Below are 19,147 nucleotides of genomic sequence, written 5' to 3'. Positions count from 1 at the left end.
GCGGCTCGATCAGCGCTTCGAGCGCCGCCCACGGTGTCACCGCTTCGATCTGGGCAAGGAACCGGTCGCGGCGCGTCATCTTCTTCTTGGCCGCGTACTCAAGGTCGGAGAAGCTCGATTGCATCGGGATCGTCACCGTCGTGAAGGAACTATGCGTATTGTCTCAAACAGAGCCGCCCGTGGGGCGATATGCAAACGAAATAATCAGCGTTTCCTTAGGGTTTGCCACGCTTGAGCACACCGCCAAGTGGCGCATGGCATTCACGGAAGCCGGCACAGCGACCGATGCCACCCTGGCCGTAAGCGCTTCAGGCCACGCAGGGTTGAGCCACTAGGCCTTACCCGGCCAGGCAAGCGCCGGCCACTGCTCCGCCGGAATCACCGACGGCCGGTTGAAATCGGCCCTACCACTCGGCCTCGGCACTCATCGACACCGCCCCGCGGTGATCCAGCGACCACACCTCAGCCGCCCCCTTCCCCACCGGCGCCCCGTTGAGCGAGAACGGATCGACATCGAAGATCGGCCGCTCGACCCGGTAGTCGAAGCGCGTGAGCGGCCGACCGCCGGCATGCCGCGCGGCGAGGTCAGCGAGCAGAGAGGCGATGAGCGGGCCGTGCACGACGAGGCCGGGGTAGCCCTCCTCCTCGACCGCATAGGGCCGGTCGTAGTGGATGCGATGGCCGTTGAAGGTGAGCGCCGAGTAACGGAACAGCAGCACCGGGTCGGCGCGCATCGGCTCGTGCCAGACGGCGGCCTTGTCGGCCACGCGCGGCGGCGGCGGGGCGTCGGCGGTGGGCTTGTCGCGATAGACGATGTCGTGTTCTTCGACGATGGCCAGCCCGCCCGGGCCGTCGATGCGGTGCTCGACCACCACGAACACCAGCGCGCCGCTGCGCCCGTGCTTTTCGCGCACATCCTTGATCGTCGACACGCGCTGTACCGGCTCGCCGATGCGCAAGCGCTGGTGGAAGCGCACCCTGCCGCCGGCCCACATGCGCCGCGGCAGGTCCACCGGGGGCAGGAAGCCGCCGCGGCGCGGATGGCCGTCGGGGCCGATGTCGGCGGCGCGCGCATGCGGCAGGAAGTACAGCCAGTGGGCGAGCGGCGGCAGCGGGTCGCCGTCCCGCGCGGGGCCGTCGGGCTTGTCGAGCGTGGCGCGCCAGCCGGTGAGCGGGGCGGCGGTGAGGCGGTCGTGGGCCGTTTCCTGGCGGCCGATCCAGTCGGTCAGGGGCTGGCGCATGCGCGGGCTCCGGAGGCTGCAGGGCGGCGAGGTGCCGTGGATTCAGTGTAGATGGGGCGGCCCGGGGTGATCAAAGTCACGCTCCCGTCGACATTTCCGGCCACACACGCAGAGGTCTGCGCTGGATCAAAGACCGGATTCTTGACATGGATTAATTATTGGCCTTGTCGAAGAACCGCGAGAGAGAGTGCCATGGACAAGATTTGGCGTCGCCGGGTGGCGGCGGTCGCGTTGTGCCTGGGGGTGGGCGCTGCGCCTGTGCCGGCGCTGGCGGATGAGGCGGCCGACATGCTGGCCCGCATCGGCGAGGATGCGCAGGCACGCGCCAAGGCCATCGACAACGGTCGCGGCATTGCCACCTTTTGTGCCAATTGCCATGGAGCGGACGGCGTGAGCACGATTCCCGAGGTGCCGAATCTGGCGGCGCAGAATCCGGACTACCTGCTCACCCAGATCAACGCTTTTACCAGCGGCAAGCGCAAGAACGAGTTCATGGAGGGCCTGATGCGCGCCCTGGCGCCCGCTGACAAGGCCGCCTTGGTGCTGTTCTATGCCTCGCTCTCGGCGCCGACGCCCCGCACGGTCGCCGAGAGCGAGGTGGCGGCTGCCAAGGAGGCCTTTGACAAGATCTGCGCCCGCTGCCATGGCGGCGCGGCGCATGGCAGCACGACGACGCCCCGCTTGGCCGGGCAGCAAACGGAGTATCTGCGCCAGAGTCTGCGTCGCTATCTGACGATGTCGGGCGAGCGTTTCTATCCGCCGATGACGGCGGCGGTGACGCAGCTCGGCGAGAAGAATATCGACGCGGTCACCGTTTACCTGGGGAGCCTCAAGTAGCCGTCGACACATCGGGGGTGTCAGCCGGTGTCTCGGTGTGGCGCATGCCTCGGCATCGTGGATACATAGGCTTACAATACGGGCTCCGCCGCCGCCCCCGACACGAGCCCCTCATGAACGACGCCCTGCGCATCTTCGCCGGCCACTCGAACGACCCCCTGGCCCAGGAAATCTGCCGCACCATCGGCATTCCGCTCAGCCCGCTGGAAATCGCCCGCTTCTCCAACGACAACCTGCATGTGCAGGTGATGGCCAATGTGCGCGAGCGCGACGTGTTCGTGGTGCAGTCCTTCACCGAACCGGTGAGCGATCACATCATGGAATTGATGATCACCCTCGACGCGCTGCGCAGTGCCTCGGCGCGGCGGGTCACGGCGGTGATTCCCTACTACTCCTACGCGCGCTCCGACAAGAAGGACGCGCCGCGCATCTCGATCACCGGGCGGCTGGTGGCCGACATGCTGCGCACCGCCGGTGCCGACCGGGTGCTGACCATGGACCTGCATGCCGACCAGGTGCATGGCTTCTTCAGCATGCCGGTCGACCACCTCACCGCGATCCCCACCATCGCCGAGCATTTCCGCCAGCGCTACGACATCTCCAACATGGTGGCGGTGGCCACCGATGCGGGCGGCGCCAAGCGTGTCGGGCGCTTCTCGGAGCGGCTCGGCATCCCGATGGCGATCATCGACAAGCGTCGGGTCAGCGACACCCAGGTCAAGCAGGGCCAGGTGGTGGGCGAGGTGGCCGGGCGCGACGTGGTGATCTTCGAAGACGAAATCTCCACCGGCGGCACGCTGGTGTCGAGCATCCACACACTCAAGGACGCCGGCGCCCGCAGCATCCATGCCGGCGCGGTGCACGGGGTGCTGTGCGGCCCGGCCATCGATCGGCTGCGCGAGGCGCCGATCGAATCGATCGTGGTCACCAATACCGTCGACATCCCCGCGCACAAAGCCTTCGACAAGCTCACGGTGCTCACCGTGGCGCCGCTGTTCGCCGCCGCCATCGAGCGCATCCACAGCGGCGAGAGCGTCGGCGCGCTGTTCGAGTAAGCCGCCGGCCGCTTGGCGGCGGCACGTCCGCCGGCTAGACTCGATCGCCTGTGCGCCCGCCCCGGGCGCCATTCATCGAGCATGCCATGCCGGTTTCCCTCGCCTACCTGGGCGTCATCCTCATCTGGTCCACCACACCGCTGGCCATCCAGTGGAGCACGCAGGGCACCGGCTTCGCCTTCGCGGTGTTCTCGCGCATGCTGATCGGCGTGATCGTCGGCACCGCCTTGCTGCTCGCCGGGCGCATCCCCTTCCCGCTGCACCGCAAGGCGCGCCTGTCCTACCTGGTGGGCGGCCTCGGCCTGCTCGCCGGCATGGGCTTCACCTACTGGGCGGCCCGCCATGTGTATTCGGGGCTGATCTCGGTGATGTTCGGCCTCTCGCCGCTGGTCGCCGGCGTCATGGCCGCGGCATGGCTGGGCGAGCGCTCGCTGACCCGCCCGCGGCTGATCGGCGCCGCGCTCGGCGTGAGCGGGCTGGCCGTCATCTTCCTGCATGGCGGCACCCGCGGCGGCCCGCAGGCGCTGGCCGGCCTGGGCGCGCTCTTGATCGCCGTGGTGTGCTACACCGCCGCCATGGTGTGGCTCAAACGCATCGGCGACGACAGCCCGCCGCTGGCCACCACGGTGGGCACGCTCAGCGTCTCGCTGCCCGGCTTCGCGCTGCTGTGGTGGCTCACCGACGGCACCCTGCCCGACACCCTGCCGCTGCGCGCCGGGGCGGCCATCGTCTATCTCGGCGTATTCGGCTCGGTCATCGGCTTTGCGCTGTACTACTACTGCATCCGCCACATGGAAGCCTCGCGCGTGGCGCTGATCACTCTGATGACGCCGGTGCTGGCCTTGCTGCTGGGCCAGACGCTCAACGGCGAGGAGACCGGCCCGCGCCTGTGGGCGGGCACGGCGCTGATCCTCACCGGGCTGGCGATCTACCAGTGGGAGAGCCTGCGCGGCTGGCAGCGCGGGCGCCGCGAACGCCGCGCGGGCGTATAATCAGCATTTCCTGATACACGGAGTGCTCCCATGCGTGCCTGGCTGATGGCGGCCCTCGCGGGCCTGAGTTTTTCCGCACTGGCGGACACGGTGGACATCGACGCGGCCACCCTCGAGCGCCTGCGCGCCGAGGGCGTGCCGGTGGTGGACATCCGCACCGCGCCCGAGTGGCAGCAGACCGGCATCGTGCCCGGCAGCCATCTGCTGACCTTTTTCGACGCCAGCGGCGAGGCCGAGCCCGAGGCCTGGCTGGCACGGCTGCAGGCGATCGCCAAGGCCGGCCAGCCGGTGGTGCTGATCTGTCGCAGCGGCAACCGCAGCGCAAAAGTCAGCCGCTTTCTCACCGAAAACGCCGGCTACGCCCGGGTGTACAACGTCGGCGGCGGCATTCGTGACTGGCTCAAGGACGCGCATCCGGTGGTCCAGCCCGCCCAGGCGGCGTCCACTTGCGCGCGCGCCAGCACCTGCTGAACCGTCGGCGGGCCGGGCCACCCGGGGCGACCCGACGGGTCCTGCCGAGCGGCAGGGCAGCGTTGGGCGACTCGCACTATCATGGATAGCCTCCATCTCGCCAGAGCACGGCCATGCTACGTATCGCCATCGTCGACGACCACAACATCGTGCGCGCCGGTTTCCGCGAAATGCTCGCGGAGGTGTCGGATCTGCAGATCGCCTTCGAGGCGGCGTCGGGCGAGGCGGCGCTGGCCGAGCTGCGCGAGACGCCCTGCGACGTGATGCTGCTCGACCTGGCCCTGCCCGGCCAGAGCGGTGTCGACGTGCTGCATGCGGTGCGCCAGCGCTATGAGGACTTGCGCGTAGTGGTGCTGACCGGCTTCCCCGAAGAGCGCTACGCGGTGGCGCTGATCCGCCAGGGTGCCGACGGCTACCTGTGCAAGGACTGCGAGCCCGAAGAGCTGATCCGTGCCATCCGCACCGTGGCGCAGGGGCGACGCTACGTCTCGGCGCGGGCGGCCGGCCTGCTGGCCGACGAGCTGGCCGGCGACGGCACGGCCGCACCGCACGAGCAGTTGTCGCCGCGCGAACTGCAGGTCTTCCAGCGGCTGGCGCGGGGCGAGTCGGTGTCCGAGATCGCCACGGCACTGACGCTGAGCGTAAAAACCGTGAGCACCTACCGTACCCGCCTGCTCGACAAGCTGGGCGTGGAGAGCAACGCCGAACTGGCCGCCTACGCCATCCGCCACGGGGTGATGGTCGAGTGAGCGACGCGCTCAGCTGACCGACGCCGACTCGACCACCAGCGGCAGACGGGCGCGGATGCGTGTGCCGGCCCCGGGGCGGCTGTCGATCTCGCACACCCCCGAGAACATCTGCATGCGGTGACGCATGCCCGCCAGGCCGTAGTGGCGGCGGCCGACCCGGGCCGGAACGAAGCCCGTGCCGTCGTCTTCGATCCTCAACTGCACCGCCTCGTCCTTGCATGACAACGCCACCGTCACCGTGCGCGCACCGGCATGGCGGCGGATGTTGGTGAGCGCCTCCTGGGCGATGCGGTAGAGGGCCAGGGCGCCTTCCGCCGACAGCGGCAGATCGCCTTCCGGCAGGTCCAGATGCAGCTCGGCGCCGCTGCGCTCGGCGAAATCCTCGGCCAGACTGCGCAGCGCGACCACCAGCCCCAGCTCGCGCAGCAGCGGCGGCTGCAGATCGTCGATGATCCGTCGCTTCAGCGAGATGCCCTGGTCGAGCGTCTCCAGCAGGCGGTCGAAGCGTTCGCGGTGCGGCGCCAGCGCGTCCGGGTCGAGCTTGCGCACCAGCCAGGCGGTGTCCATCCGCGCCGCGGTGAGCAGGGCGCCGAGTTCGTCATGCAGCTCGCGTGCCAGCCGCGCCTGCTCGGTTTCCCGCGTGCGGGTGAGGTAGCTGGCCAGCTCGGACAGCTCGGCGGTGCGCTCCTGCACGAGCTCGTCCAGCCACCGATTCTCGCGCCGCAGCAGATCGGCGATCCGCTCGCGCAACCGCAGCTGCCGCTGCCCCATGGTGAACAGCAGCACCAGCAGCACCAGGGCGCCACCGGCGAGGATCGCCACCACCCAGCGGGTCGCTTCGACATGGGCGATCGAGGCATCGAACGAGCGCTGCCCGCGCGCCAGGATACGGCCCTTGTACTCGGTCACCGCCTTGCGCAGATCGTTCATGTAGCGCCGCCCCTCGGCCGCACGGTCGGCCGAGCCTTCGGGCCCGAGCTGGCCCCGGTTCACGGCATCGGCCAAGAGGCGCTTCTTGAGCACCACCAAGCCGCGGATCTGTGCCAGCGCGTTCTGGTCTTCGGGCGTCGGCGCGAGATCCTGGCGAATATCTTCGAGCGTGTAGTCGAGGGTCGCCAGGCTGTTGAGATAGGGCTCCAGGTAGGCGCGCTCACCGCTGAGCAGATAGCCGCGCACGCCGCTTTCGGCATCCACCAGCTGGATCAGCAGACTGTCGAGCCGGCCGGTGCGCTCGGCCTGCAGCTGCAACTGGCGCAGCGCGCCGAGACTGGCGGTGGCCTGCCAGTGACTCGAGACCAGCAAGGCGGAGACCAGCGCGGCGCCCAGTCCCAGCAGCAGGCCGCGCCAGTGGCGCCCCAGCGATCGGCGGGGCTCGGTGGCGGGTGGTTGTTCCGGCATGGCTTCCTCCGTGGCGGCCCGGGCCGGTCGCCACCGTGCAGGAATCGTCCTACATGCGATTCCGACACCTCCGATAGCGACCGACCGGGGCCAACGCCTACGCTTTCAATCGTTCGCTACACAAGGCGAAGGCGCGGGCAGACAGCGCACCGGCACGCCTTGGCAACGAACCTAATCCCACATTTTCGTCAGGAGATCCGTCATGAATTCCAAACTCAGTCTAGCCGCATTGCTGATCGCCGGTTCGCTGCCGCTCGCGGCGCTGGCCGCCAACCCCACCCCGGCCGGCGGCAGCGGCGCCGACGCCGTCCCGCCGATGTTCCAGGAGCTCGACCGCGACAAGGACGGTCAGATCAACAAGGAGGAGGCCAAGCGTTCCGCCGACGCCAGCGCGTCCTTCACCAGCATCGACACCGACAAGAACGGCAAACTGTCGGTGGCGGAATGGAAGGCCCATGACAAGCAAGGTGCCACCAAACAGTAAGCGCCACAGGGCCGGCACAGCCGCCGGCCGTGACGACCCGCGCACGGGTCGGCCCGCCCGTCGGGCGGGTTCGCGCCTGAAAGGAGGAACTGCACATGCCCATGCTCCGATCCCTCTTCGCCAGCCTGCTGTTGCTCGTCGCGCTGGCCGCGACGGCACAGACCGATACCCCCGACACCCTGGTCCGCAACGTGACCGACGAGGTGCTGGGCATTCTCTCGGAAGCCCCCGAGTCGCAGGCCGACCGCCGGCAGACGGCGATGCGCCTGATCGAAAACAAGATCGCACCGCACTTCGACTTCACGCGCATGACCGCCTTGGCGGTCGGCCAAGGCTGGCGCCAGGCCGACGAGGGCCAGCGCGACGCGCTGACCGACGCGTTCCGTACCTTGCTGGTCCGCACCTATGCCAATGCCCTGGGCGGCTATTCCGGCCAGAAGGTCCACTTCAAGCCTTCTCGCGCCGCCGATGCCCAGGACGAAGCCACGGTGCGCAGCGAGATCCGGCAGGCCGGCGCGCCGCCGATCACGGTGGACTACCGGCTGGCCCGGACCGACGGCGACTGGAAAGTCTTCGACGTGGTGGTCAACAACGTCAGCTTGGTCACCAACTACCGCAGCAGTTTCGCCACCGAACTGGCGCAAGGCGGCGCCGATGGCCTGATCCGTGCCCTGCGCGACAAGAACCGGCAGGCCGCCGACAGCGGCTGAGCCTCAACCACCAGGAGAACATCATGCGTACCCTTCCACGACTCACGCTCGTCCTTGCCCTCGTCACGGCGCTGGCCGCCTGTGCCGGTTCGCCGACACGCGAGAGCACCGGCCAATACATCGACGACAGCGCCATCACCACCAAGGTCAAGAGCGCCTTCGTCAAGGACAAGACCGTCAGTGCCTTGAACATCGGCGTCGACACCTTCAAAGGTGAGGTGCAGCTGTCGGGTTTCGCCGATACGCGCCAGGAAATCCAGCGGGCCGGCGAGCTGGCCCGCGATGTGCCCGGCGTGCGTAGCGTCAAGAACGACATCCGTCTCAAATAGCCATGACCCCAGGAGATCCGACCATGAAACGCACATCTGTCGCCCTGCTCGCCATGCTGGCCCTGCCCTTGCTGCAGGCCTGCGAACCGCAAGCCCCCGAACCGCCGGCCAACACCGCGCGCCCGGCCGACAGCGCCCCGCCGCCGGCTGACAGCGCTCCGCCGGCGGACACCTCGGCGCCCCCGCCCGCCTCGGGCACGCCTCAGGAGGGCAGCAAACCGGCGTACTGAGGGCCTCAAGCGCCCCAACCACCCCGGCCGGATCGCCTCGTGCAGGCGCGCCGGCCGGGGGCGTTTCGGGCCATGGTGTAAGCCTTGCCGGGTGCCGGCGGTCCGTTCTTTCGAGACGACGCATCCACGGAGGCAGCGCATGGCGACGACGACCGACAACGACGCGGTAGCGGTGGTGGTCTACCGCTGGGCCGGCGCCTGGGGGCCCTTCGCGGTCAAGATCCCCTGCGGCGAATGTGCGCTCACGCGCGACGTGATCGCCGACACCCTGGCGCATGAACTCGACGGCGTGGCCGTCACGCTGGACGTGCGCGACTGGCTGTCCGAATGGTGGCGGCCGCTCGCCCGCGGCGGCTGGCATGCGCCGATCGTGATGGTCGCGGGCCGCGTGGTGAGCCAGGGCCAGGCACTCAACCGCGGCGTGCTGACCCAGGCGGTGATCGACGCCGCCGCCGCGCGCACCGCGGTGACCGGCAACCACATCTTCGGCAAAGCCACCTGCCCGCATTGCAAGCGTGCCAAGCACTACCTGGACGAGGCCGGCATCGCCTACACCTACCATGACGTGGTGCGCGACCCGCGCGCGCTGTACGAGATGCTGGCACGGGTCAAGCCGATCATCGGCCCCAAGACCCCGGTGACGGTGCCGCAGATCTGGCTCGACGGCAGCTACATCGGCGGCGCCGACCAGCTCTCCGAACGCCTGCACCGCGTCGTCGAGCCCAACCCCGAGCGCGGACGCAACTCGCTGTCGCCGGCCGCCCCATAGACCACGCAGCCTATCGTCGCCATCACGCCCTTGTCATTCACCTCTGCTTCCATGCCGGAGGCGCCGCCCGCGCTACCCCGACAGGAGACTCCGCATGAAGCCCACCCGACCCCGCCTGCCCGGCATCGCCCTCTTGCTGGCGGCGGTGCTGATGTCCACCACCGCCCTTGCCGGCCGCGATCATGACCATGATCGCGACGACCGGCACCACGACCACCGCGACCACCCCGCCCGCGTCGCCGTCGAGGTCGGCCCCCGCCCCGCCTACCTGATCGACCAGCTCGACAACGGCCCGCTCAAGCGCAAGCTGGCGTCTTGCGAAAACCGTCCCCAGCGCCCGACCGCCTTTTCCATCGGCCATCGCGGCGCGGCGCTGCAGTTCCCCGAGCACACGCGCGAGTCCTACATCGCCGCCGCGCGCCAGGGCGCCGGCATCGTCGAATGCGACGTGACCTTCACCCAGGACCGCGAGCTGGTGTGCCGCCACTCGCAGTGCGACCTGCACACCACCACCAACATCCTCGCGATCCCCGAACTGGCCGCCAAGTGCTCGGTGCCTTTCACCCCGGCCGACCCGGCCACCGGCACGCCGGCCCAGGCACGCTGCTGCACCAGCGACATCACGCTGGCCGAGTTCCGCCAGCTCAAGGGCAAGATGGACGGCGCCAACCCGATGGCGACGACGGTGGAGGACTACATGAAAGGCACGCCGTCCTGGCGCACCGAGTTGTACGCCGCCACCGGCACGCTGATGGCCCACAAAGAAAGCATCGCCCTGTTCCGCCAGCTCGGCGTCGGCATGACGCCCGAGCTGAAGGAAGCCAGCGTGCCGATGCCCTTCCAGGGCGACTACACGCAGGCCGACTACGCGCAGCAGATGATCGACGAGTATGTCGAAATGGGCGTCTCGCCGCGCCAGGTGTGGCCGCAGTCCTTCAAGCTCGACGACGTGCTGTATTGGGTGCGCCACACGCCGCGCTTCGGCCGCCAGGCGGTGTTCCTGGAGAGCGTCGACAGCGCCGCCGACATGCCTGCCGCCATCGACAAATTGCCCACGCTGGCCCGCCAGGGGGTGAACATCGTCGCCCCGCCGCTGTGGGCCCTGGTCACGCTCGACGGCAATGACCGAATCGTGCCCTCGGCCTATGCGCGCGCCGCCCGGGCCGCCGGGCTGGACATCATCACCTGGACGCTGGAGCGCTCCGGCACCCTCACCGACGGTGGCGGCTGGTACTACCAGAGCATCACCGGTGCCATCGACGGGCCGGGCGACACCTACCGCCTGCTCGACGTACTGGCGCGCAAGGTGGGCGTGATCGGCGTGTTCTCCGACTGGCCGGCCACGGTCACCTACTACGCCAATTGCATGTCCCGCTGAGCGTCGACATCCCCTTGGGCCACGCGCTTCTGCGCGTGGCTTTTTTCGCGGCAGCACGGTGTCATCGGCTGACTATACTCAAGGAAGCCCCGCTGCCCGAGACCGCCGTTGAACCTCTTCCTGTCCTACGCTTCGGACTACCGCAGCATCGCCGACGACCTGTGCTGCCGGCTGCAGGCGGCGGGGCACGAAGTGTTCTTCGACCGCGAAGACCTGCCCGCCGGCGCCAGCTACGATGACCGCATCCGCCAGGCCATCGCCGACTGCGAGCTGTTCATCTTCCTGGTCTCGCCGGCCGCCGTGGCCGACGGCCACTACACCCGTACCGAACTGAAGATCGCCAGCCGAAAGTGGCCGACGCCGGGCTGGCATGTACTGCCGGTGATGGTCGCGCCCACCCCGCTCGACACCATCCCCGCCTACCTGCGCGCGCTGACGCTGATGCAGCCCGAAGGCAACCTCAGCGCCGAAGTGGTGCTCGAAGTGCAGGACCGCGTACGCCAGCAGACGGCCGTCGAGCCCGAACCCGAAGCCGCCCCGACGGTAGACGCCGGGCGGGTGCGCTACCGCTCGGTGCAACTGCGCTTCGGCCGCGACCCGGCCGGCGCCTATTCGCTGGCCGTGCCCGAATCACCCGCCGGCGCGCATGCCGCCGCGGCCATGGCGCTCGACCCGGCCGCGCTCGAACACACGCTGTGGCAGGGCGCCGGCGCCATCGAAGGCTCCGCCCGCCGCGCCCAGAGCGACACTGCCCTCGACGCGCTGCTGCCGGCCGACGCCAACGCGCGCCAGATCGGCCAGGCGCTGTATGCCGCGCTGTTCGACTCGCCGCTGGGCGCCTGCCTCGACGCCAGCCTGCGCGGCATCGACCCGCAGCGCGGCGACGGCGTGCGCATCGTCATCAACACCACCGACGCCCCCGAGCTGGCGCGCCTGCCCTGGGAATTCCTCTACAGCCCGCGCCATGACGACTTCCTGTGCTCCGACCGCATGAAGCCGGTAGTGCGCTGGCTGGATGTGGACGCGGCCGCGCCGACGCTCACCGTCACCCCGCCGCTGCGCCTGCTGGTGGCCGTGGCCACGCCGACCGACCGGCCCGAACTGGCGGTCGGCGCCGAGCTGGCCCAGCTCGACCGCGCCCTGGCCGAGCTGTGCACGACCGGCGTGATCGAAACCCATCATGTGGACCACGCCAGCCTGGAGCGCCTCGACGACGCCCTGCTCGCCACCCGGCCGCATGTGCTGCACCTGATCGGCCATGGCGATTTCGTCGGCGACGACGGCGTGCTGATGCTCGAATCCGACACCGAGCCCGGCCGCAGCGCGCCGGTCAGCGGCCGTCAGCTCGGGGTCTTGCTGCGCAACCACCTGGGCACGCTGCGCCTGGTGTTCCTCAACAGCTGCATGGGCGCCACGGTATCGGCGCGCGACCCCTTCGGCGGCATGGCGCAGGGCCTGATCCGGCGCGGCCTGCCGGCCGTCATCGCCATGCAGTTCCCGGTGCCCGACGCGGTCGCGGTGGCGTTGGCGCGCCATTTCTACCGCTATCTGGCGGCCGGCCAGCCGGTCGACGCCGCGCTCAACTCGGCGCGCGCCTTTCTCTATGCCCGCGGCGAAGCGGTGGCCTGGGGCGCCCCGGCGCTGCACATGCGCACGCCGGACGGGCGCCTGTTCGATCTGAGCGCCCCGGCCGCCGCGCCGCCCGCCGAAGCCCCCCCGCCGCCTCCGCCTTCAGCGCCTACGGCGCCAGCGCCGCAGGCCACCCCGCCGGTGGCACGGCGCGGCCGCGGCGCGCTGATCGCCGGGGCAATCGGCCTGGTGCTGCTGGGGGCCGGCGGCTGGTGGCTGTTCGGCACCGCCGTGCGCGAGCAGGTCGGCGACATGAGCGGCGAGCTGGCCGGCTCGGCACCGCCGGTCCAGCCCGCGCCGGCGCCGGTGGGCAAGGACACCGCCCCCGACAGCGAACCGGAAACCCCGTCGGCGGCGCCCACCGCGGACTCTCCCGAGGCGCGCCGCGCGGCCTATGCCGAGATCGCCCGGCAACTGGACAACAACGAGGTCGAGGCGGCATTGACGCGCCTGCAGTCGATGCCGACGCCGGACGAATTCACGGCAACCAGCGTGGCTGCGGAAGACGCCCGCCGGCAACTGCTCGAAGCGCTGATGAAGCGCTCGGAAACCGCGATGATCGCCGGCGACGAGGCACGGGTGTCCGAACTCGCCGGGGCGATTGCCACCCTCGCGCCGGACCCGGCCGTTCGGGCGGCCATCCGGGACAAGCTGCCGGACGGGCGCGCCGCGCTCGCCGCGGCCATCGAACGCAATCCGGCGCTCCGGGGCCTCATTCTCGGCGGGGAGGACATGGTCACCGCCGCGGCCGGCCCGTCCGAGCCGCGCATGGGCTACACCGTGCGCCGCGGCGACACGCTGTGGGGCATCGCCCGCCGCCTCACTGGCGACGGCGGCAACTGGCCGCGGCTGGTGCGCACCCACAACGGCGCCATCGAACTGGGCGTGGCCCGCGGCGAGCCGATCCGCAACCCGGACCGACTGCGCGTCGGCCAGGTGCTGTGGGTGCCGCTGAGCCAGAGCACCGGCGCCAATGCGCTGGACTACCATGTGCAGCCAGGCGATTCGCTGTGGCGCATCGCCGCGCGCATTTATGGCGACCCGCAGCTGTGGCGCCACATCCAGCGCCACAACGCGCAGCGCATCGACGACCCGGACCGCATTCATCCGGGGCAGGTGCTGGTGCTCCCGCCGGCGCGACGGTAGCGCCAGGGCGCATCCCGGGCTAAAGTCCATTGTCATCAAGTCGTTTTAATGACAATGGACTCTTTCTCCCAGCCTGGACTGCGCCCCATGGATGCCTTTGACGACACACCCGCCGACCGCGCACCGATGCCCGACCCGGTCAAGATTGCCGCCCCGTGGATGGACGAGCGCTCCCACGACATGCTGCGCGAGTTCTTCCGCGTCGGCCTCAAATCGCGCTGCGTGCTGGTCGAGGCGCCGCGCGCCCAAGCCATCCTGATCGACCTGGACCGTGGCGATGCCACCCGCCGGCTGCATGACGCCCGCCTGCGCTGGCCGAATGTGCCGATCATCGAATTGAGCGTCAATCACACCAACGAAGCGCTGTTCGTGCGCAAGCCGCTGCGCGCCCGCGGCATGGCCCGGGCCCTGCTCAGCGTGCGCCGGCGGCTGCGCCTGAGCGACGATCCGGTGGCCGAGTCGGTGTGCACCGCACCGCCCGCCGCGCCCGTCGCCGCCAGCGTCGCCGCGCTCGAGGATAAAAGCACCAGCCAGCTGGTCGGCTTGGCCCAGGATGTCCCGCCCGACGACCCCGGCGCCTGGGCACGCGCCTGGTATGCCCCCGACGATTTCCTGCAAGGCCATCTGCAGCGGGCGGCCGCGCAGGCCGATGCCGACGGCCGGGCCGTCGCCTTGAGCGGCGTCTGGGGCACCTGGATCGTGCCGCCCGGCAATGGCGTGGTCCGTGTCGACATGGCCGACCGCGCCCTGCGCTCGCTGTGTGTGGTCGGTCTGAGCGACAGCGAGGTGCGCCTGCGCCCGGCCGACGTCGACGCCGCCGCGGACGGCACGCGGCGCGACGCGCTGCTGTGGAAAGTGGCGCTGTGGACCGCCCGCGGCCGGGTGCCGCACGGCACCCCGCTCGACCAGCCGGTGTATCTGAAGCACTGGCCCGATCTCAACGCCCTGGCGCCGCTGCCGCATGCGCTGCGCATCGCCGCGCTGTGGCTCGACCACCCGCAGCCGCTGCTCGAACTGGCCGGGCACCTGGGCCTGCCGCAACGCAATGTGTTCGCCGTGTATACCGCCTGCGCCGCCCTCGGTCTGGCCGGCCCCGCGCGGCGTGCCGCCGATGTCCTGGTCGGTGCGCCCGAGCTCACGCCGTCGGGCATGCAGGCCCTGATCGCCCGGCTGAGCGGTCGGCTGGGCCTGGGGCCGACGGCCGAGTCGGCGATCTAGCCGGGGCGCGCCGGCACCTGCCGGCGGCCCGGCGATCAGATCATCGGCTCGCCGCAGTTCAGTCCGTGGACGATGAAATGCCGCGCCTCGGCCTCGGGCAGCGGCCGGGCGTAGTAGTAGCCCTGCATCTCGTCGCATTCGAGCCCGGCCAGATAGGCGGCCTGGGCCTGGGTCTCCACCCCCTCGGCCACCACGCTCAGGCCCAGGGTGTGGGCCAGCCGGATGGTGGCGGCGCAGATGGCCGCGTCGTTGGGGTCGGTTTCGATATCGGTGACGAAGGTGCGATCGAGCTTGAGGCGGTCGATCGGCAGCAGCTTGAGATAGGCCAGCGAGGAGTAGCCGGTGCCGAAATCGTCGATCGACAGCACCAGCCCCAGCGCCTTGAGCGCGCGCAGGCTGCCGATGGTGCGCGACGGGTCTTCCATGGCCACCGATTCGGTGATCTCGAACTCCAGCAGGCCGGGCGGAATGCCGCTTTCGGCCAAGGCCCGCTTGACCTGGACGATCAGGGCCGGGTTTCGCAGCTGACGCGCCGACAGGTTGACCGACATGCTCAGATTGCACAGCCCCGCCTCGCGCCAACGCCGGAGCGTCTGGCAGGCGGTGTGCATGGCCCATTCGCCGATCGCGCCGATCAGGCCGGTCTCTTCGGCCAGCGGAATGAACCGGCCCGGTGCGATCAGGGTGCCGTCGGGCCTGAGCCAGCGGATCAGCGCCTCGAAGCCGACCACGCGTTTGCTGGGCGAGGCGATCTTGGGCTGGAAGTGCAGCACGAATTCGCCGCGCTTGAGGGCCTGGCGCAGGTCGGCCTCGAGGCGCAGGCGCTCGTCGGCGGCCTCGGTCATGGCGGCGTCGAAGAAGCGGTAGCCGTCGCGCCCGGCGCTCTTGGCCGAATACATGGCGATGTCGGCATGCTTCATCAGCGCCACGCGGTCTTCGCCGTCGTCCGGAAAAACCGCGATACCGACCGAGGCCGAGGGCGTGATCTGCTGGCCGCCGACCGTCACCGGTTCGGCCAGCGCTTCGAACAGCTCGGTCACCACCCGCACTGCCGACGACACGGCCGCGATGTTGGTCAGCGCGAGCACGAATTCGTCGCCACCGGGGCGGGCCACGATATCGCTTTCGCGGGCGCTGGCGCGCAGGCGCTGGGCGATGGCCTTGAGGAATTCGTCGCCCACCGCATGGCCGAGCGAGTCGTTGATGGCCTTGAAGTTGTCCATGTCGATGAACATCAGCGCCAGCTTGCGGCCGTTGCGCCGCGCATCGGCAATCGACTGGTCGAGCCTGGATTCGAGGGTGTAGCGGTTGTCCAGCCCGGTCAGGGCATCCTGGTGGGCCAGGCGCTCGATCGCCTCCATGGCCCGCTTGTGCTCGGTCACATCGGTGTAGATGGTGACGAAGCCGCCGCCGGGCAGCGGCAGGCCGCGCACCTCGAGCACCGTGCCGTTGGGCCGCGTGCGCTCGAACTGATGCGGCTCGAAGCGGGCGGCGCGCTCGAGCAGCTCCTTGACCTTGGCCTCGACATCGCACGGGCCGTATTCGCCCCGCTCGGCGTTGAAGCGGTACAGCGATTCGAGCGTGACCGGCGTGCGCGCCAGCACCGCCTCGGGGAATTCGAGCAGGCGCCGGAAGGCGTCGTTGGCGGCCACCAGATTCAACTCGCCGTCGAACAGGGACACGCCGCCGGGGATGTTGTCGACCAGCGTGCGGAACACCGCGTTGCGGGTGCGCAGCTCCTGCTCCACCTGCATGTGGTCGGTGATGTCGGTGTAGGTGGTGATGAAGCCGACGGCCACGCCGTCGACCGTCATCGGCTGGCCTTCGACCAGATGGGTGCGCCCGTTCGGCCGGCTGCGGGTGAAGCGGTGGTGCTCGAAGCGCAGCGCCTTGTCCCGACGCTCGCGCACCTGCGCCTCGGGGTCGCCCGGGCCGTATTCGCCCCGGATGGCCGGAATGCGGATCAGCTCTTCGAAGGAGGCGTCCGGGCGGACCGCCGCGTCGGGCAACTCGAGCACGTCGATGAACTTGTCGTTCCAGTGCTTGAGCCGCAGGTTTTCGTCGAAGACCGAAATGCCTTGCGGCAGCTGGTCGAGAATCGCCTGCAGGTAAGCACTGCGCCGCTGCAGCGCGGTCTCCATGCGCCGCCGCTCGGTGATGTCGGTATACACGCTGACGAAGCCGCCGCCGGGCAAGGGCACACCGCGCACTTCGAGCACCTGGCCGTTGGCGCGGGTGCGTTCGAGCGAATGGGGGACCGGATGCTGCGCCAGCGCGACCATCTTGGCGACCTTGGCGTCCACGTCCACCTCGCCGTATTCGCCCCGCTCGGCGTTGAAGCGGATGACCTCGGAAAAGTGCGGCCGCTGCTCGGCCAGTGCGCGCGGGAAGCCGACCAGATCGAGCACCAGATCGTTGAACAGCGCCAGGCGCAGATCGGCATCGATCACCGTCACGCCGCAGGGGATGTTGTCGACGAGGGTCTGCAACACATCATGCTTGGCGCGCAACACCTCTTCGTCCCGCTTGCGCTCGGTGATGTCGGTATAGCTCGCGACGAAGCCCACCGTGCGCCCGTCGCGCTGCATCGGCATGCCTTCGATCAGGTGGGTGCGGCCGTTGGGCCGGGTGCGCTCGATCCGGTGCGGCTGGAATTCGAGCGCCAGCGCCTTGCGCTGACGCACCAGCTCAGCGGGGTCGCCCGGGCCGTATTCGCCGCGCCGGGCCGGATACATGATCAGCTCTTCGAAGGGCACACCTTCATAGACGGCCGACTCGGGCAACTCCAGCACGTCCAGAAACACCCGGTTCCAGCGGCGCAGACGCAGCTGGTCGTCGAACACCGAGAGGCCCTGCGGCAGATGGTCGAGAATGGTCTGCAGGTCGAAGCTTTCGCGTGCCAGCGCCGCTTCGGCCTGATGCCGATCGGTGACGTCGGAGAAGATGGTGACCAAGCCGCCGTCGGGCAGGGGCGTGCCCTGGATCTCCAGCACCATTCCATCATGGCGCACCCGCTGGTAGCGGAACGGCTTGCGCCCGGTCCGGTCGCGCAACCGTCGCTCGACCTCCTGGTCGACCGGCCCCACGCCATACTCGCCGCGCTCGGCATTGAAACGGAGCACCTTTTCGAGCGTGAGCTGCCCATCGGCCAGCAGCGCGTCCGGCAGATCGAGCAGGCGCCCGAAGGCCGGGTTATGCTCGACGAGGTCGAGCCGCTCATCGACCAGCGTGACGCCGGCCGGCAGGTGATTCAGGATGGTTTCGAGGCGGGCGCACCGTGCCCGCGCGGCGTGCAGCGCATGCCCCCGGCTGATGGCCCACAGCAGCGCCACCACACCCAGCGACAACATCACCGAAGAAAGCACCAGCGCCGACACACCGCCCCCCAAACACACAGCCGTCCGCATCGACAACGAGCGGCCGGCACCTCGCCGGTACTTCGCCCGAATGCGTTCGACGGTTAACGGCGGGGTCGGCGAAAACTTGCGGGCGGATGTTCAGCGCAGGCGGTACAGCACCGCGCGCTCGCGCGTGCCGCTGTGCGGATCGACCACGGACGCTTCGAGCCGGTTGCCGTTGTCCAGAATCGTGAAGCTGGCATGCATTTCGGCACCGTTGAGCCAGTACACCGTCTGCCCGCGCTGGCCCTGCACCTCGCCACGGCCCTCGACCGGGCCGTCCGGCGTCATGCCGCGCACATCGAAGCGGGTGCCGCGCTGGACCAGCTCGAACTGGCCCCCCTCCTCGTCGCGCCAGTGGCCGGACAGATCGACCAGCGCCACGGGGTCTGCGACCTCGGCGGCGGGGCGTATCACCAGATCCGTCGACTGGCCCGGTTCCGAGCGGATCACATAATCGCCCGGCGCTTCGGCCAGCCAGCCGATCACGCCCAGCCCCAGCACCCCGATGACTGCCCATTTGACCCAGCCGCCCCGGGCCGCCGGTGCCGGGGGCGGTTCCGGTTCAGGTGTGGGCTCGGGCGGCGCCAAGTCGAGCACTTTGCGCAGGGTATCGACCAGTTGGGACACATCGTATTCCCAGCGCCGATCGGTCAGCTCGATCGCATTGCGCCGCGCCAGCGACGCCAGATCGTCGGGCAGCGCGTCCGAGGCGGGCATCTGCGCGCCCTCGACCAGCACCGGGATGACGCGCACCCCGTCGCGCTTCAGGGCGGTGGCGATCTCGATGCGCGTGTAGTCGTCCGGATGCGCCAGCCGGCGCCGGCCCTCGGCATCGACGGCGTCGAGCCAGCGTGGCCCGATGACGGCCACCAGCACCCCGCAATTGCTCAGCGCCCGCTCGATGGCCTCGACGAAATCGACGCCCGGCTCGATGGTCTCCACGTCGCGGAAGATCGGCACGCCGGTCAGGTGGTCCCGCAAGTGGTCGCTCAGGCGACCGGCCGCGCTCTGGCTGTCCTGGCGTCGATAGCTGACGAAGATCCCCTGCATGCGCGCACCCCCGGTCCATTCATGGTGATTCGGCTGTCGTTTCACCATAGCCGGATTTCA

The 19,147-nt window shown here is 69.7% G+C and carries 17 protein-coding genes and 1 pseudogene; 13 read left to right on the top strand and 5 right to left on the bottom strand.

From position 1 onward, the window contains the following. Window positions 1–124 (bottom strand): annotated as a pseudogene (locus I8J34_RS21185) (IS5/IS1182 family transposase); the annotation flags it as partial. 280 nt (window positions 125–404) lie between these two features. Further along, window positions 405–1,241: an HTD2 family dehydratase gene (locus I8J34_RS21180; protein ID WP_214363631.1), complete on the bottom strand. Its 837-nt coding sequence runs from the start codon at window positions 1,239–1,241 to the stop codon at window positions 405–407. Between the two features lie 192 nt (window positions 1,242–1,433). On the opposite strand from I8J34_RS21180, the gene I8J34_RS21175 reads away from it, so the two are divergent. The 5 genes from I8J34_RS21175 to I8J34_RS21155 all read left to right on the top strand — a co-directional run bounded on the left by I8J34_RS21175 (window position 1,434) and on the right by I8J34_RS21155 (window position 5,345). After that, the gene (locus tag I8J34_RS21175; RefSeq protein WP_214363630.1) at window positions 1,434–2,078 is read left to right on the top strand and encodes a c-type cytochrome; all 645 of its coding nucleotides are present in this window, start codon (window positions 1,434–1,436) and stop codon (window positions 2,076–2,078) included. Between the two features lie 113 nt (window positions 2,079–2,191). Continuing rightward, entirely contained in the window at window positions 2,192–3,133 is a 942-nt protein-coding gene (locus I8J34_RS21170) for a ribose-phosphate diphosphokinase (protein ID WP_214363629.1), read from the top strand. An 86-nt stretch (window positions 3,134–3,219) separates the two neighbouring features. Beyond that, on the top strand, window positions 3,220–4,125 hold the full coding sequence (locus I8J34_RS21165) for a DMT family transporter (protein WP_214363628.1): 906 nt from the start codon (window positions 3,220–3,222) through the stop codon (window positions 4,123–4,125). Between the two features lie 30 nt (window positions 4,126–4,155). Beyond that, window positions 4,156–4,596, top strand: coding sequence for a rhodanese-like domain-containing protein (locus tag I8J34_RS21160; RefSeq protein WP_214363627.1), 441 nt, complete (start codon window positions 4,156–4,158; stop codon window positions 4,594–4,596). 113 nt (window positions 4,597–4,709) lie between these two features. Continuing rightward, window positions 4,710–5,345: a response regulator gene (locus tag I8J34_RS21155; protein WP_214363626.1), complete on the top strand. Its 636-nt coding sequence runs from the start codon at window positions 4,710–4,712 to the stop codon at window positions 5,343–5,345. A 9-nt stretch (window positions 5,346–5,354) separates the two neighbouring features. On the opposite strand, the gene I8J34_RS21150 is transcribed toward I8J34_RS21155, so the two are convergent. Further along, complete coding sequence (locus tag I8J34_RS21150; protein ID WP_214363625.1) at window positions 5,355–6,743, bottom strand: CHASE3 domain-containing protein; 1,389 nt, start codon at window positions 6,741–6,743, stop codon at window positions 5,355–5,357. A gap of 202 nt (window positions 6,744–6,945) precedes the next feature. Here I8J34_RS21150 and I8J34_RS21145 point away from each other — a divergent pair, with 202 nt between their 5' ends. The 8 genes from I8J34_RS21145 to I8J34_RS21110 all read left to right on the top strand — a co-directional run bounded on the left by I8J34_RS21145 (window position 6,946) and on the right by I8J34_RS21110 (window position 14,636). Then, on the top strand, window positions 6,946–7,227 hold the full coding sequence (locus tag I8J34_RS21145; RefSeq protein WP_214363624.1) for an EF-hand domain-containing protein: 282 nt from the start codon (window positions 6,946–6,948) through the stop codon (window positions 7,225–7,227). Between the two features lie 101 nt (window positions 7,228–7,328). Continuing rightward, window positions 7,329–7,937, top strand: coding sequence for an MlaC/ttg2D family ABC transporter substrate-binding protein (locus I8J34_RS21140; protein WP_214363623.1), 609 nt, complete (start codon window positions 7,329–7,331; stop codon window positions 7,935–7,937). Window positions 7,938–7,960: 23 nt separating this feature from the next. Next, entirely contained in the window at window positions 7,961–8,266 is a 306-nt protein-coding gene (locus I8J34_RS21135) for a BON domain-containing protein (protein WP_214363622.1), read from the top strand. 23 nt (window positions 8,267–8,289) lie between these two features. Then, on the top strand, window positions 8,290–8,496 hold the full coding sequence (locus I8J34_RS21130) for a hypothetical protein (protein WP_214363621.1): 207 nt from the start codon (window positions 8,290–8,292) through the stop codon (window positions 8,494–8,496). A gap of 139 nt (window positions 8,497–8,635) precedes the next feature. Then, complete coding sequence (locus I8J34_RS21125) at window positions 8,636–9,265, top strand: glutaredoxin family protein (RefSeq protein WP_214363620.1); 630 nt, start codon at window positions 8,636–8,638, stop codon at window positions 9,263–9,265. 94 nt (window positions 9,266–9,359) lie between these two features. Continuing rightward, complete coding sequence (locus I8J34_RS21120; RefSeq protein WP_214363619.1) at window positions 9,360–10,643, top strand: glycerophosphodiester phosphodiesterase family protein; 1,284 nt, start codon at window positions 9,360–9,362, stop codon at window positions 10,641–10,643. Window positions 10,644–10,751: 108 nt separating this feature from the next. Beyond that, window positions 10,752–13,418 (top strand): CHAT domain-containing protein, encoded by a 2,667-nt coding sequence (locus I8J34_RS21115; RefSeq protein ID WP_214363618.1) that lies wholly within the window; start codon window positions 10,752–10,754, stop codon window positions 13,416–13,418. A gap of 87 nt (window positions 13,419–13,505) precedes the next feature. Beyond that, complete coding sequence (locus I8J34_RS21110; RefSeq protein ID WP_214363617.1) at window positions 13,506–14,636, top strand: hypothetical protein; 1,131 nt, start codon at window positions 13,506–13,508, stop codon at window positions 14,634–14,636. Between the two features lie 35 nt (window positions 14,637–14,671). Here I8J34_RS21110 and I8J34_RS21105 read toward each other — a convergent pair whose 3' ends face one another. Both I8J34_RS21105 and I8J34_RS21100 read right to left on the bottom strand, forming a co-directional pair. Beyond that, the gene (locus tag I8J34_RS21105; protein ID WP_230411945.1) at window positions 14,672–17,986 is read right to left on the bottom strand and encodes a PAS-domain containing protein; all 3,315 of its coding nucleotides are present in this window, start codon (window positions 17,984–17,986) and stop codon (window positions 14,672–14,674) included. A gap of 147 nt (window positions 17,987–18,133) precedes the next feature. Then, a complete protein-coding gene (locus I8J34_RS21100) occupies window positions 18,134–19,135 on the bottom strand; it encodes a toll/interleukin-1 receptor domain-containing protein (protein ID WP_214363615.1) in 1,002 nt (333 codons plus the stop codon). Between the last annotated feature and the right edge of the window lie 12 nt (window positions 19,136–19,147).

Source organism: Denitromonas iodatirespirans (genome assembly GCF_018524365.1).
Lineage (GTDB): Bacteria > Pseudomonadota > Gammaproteobacteria > Burkholderiales > Rhodocyclaceae > Nitrogeniibacter > Nitrogeniibacter iodatirespirans.
Note: the sequence above shows the minus strand (reverse complement) of the source record. Positions and strands in the feature narration are given on the sequence as shown.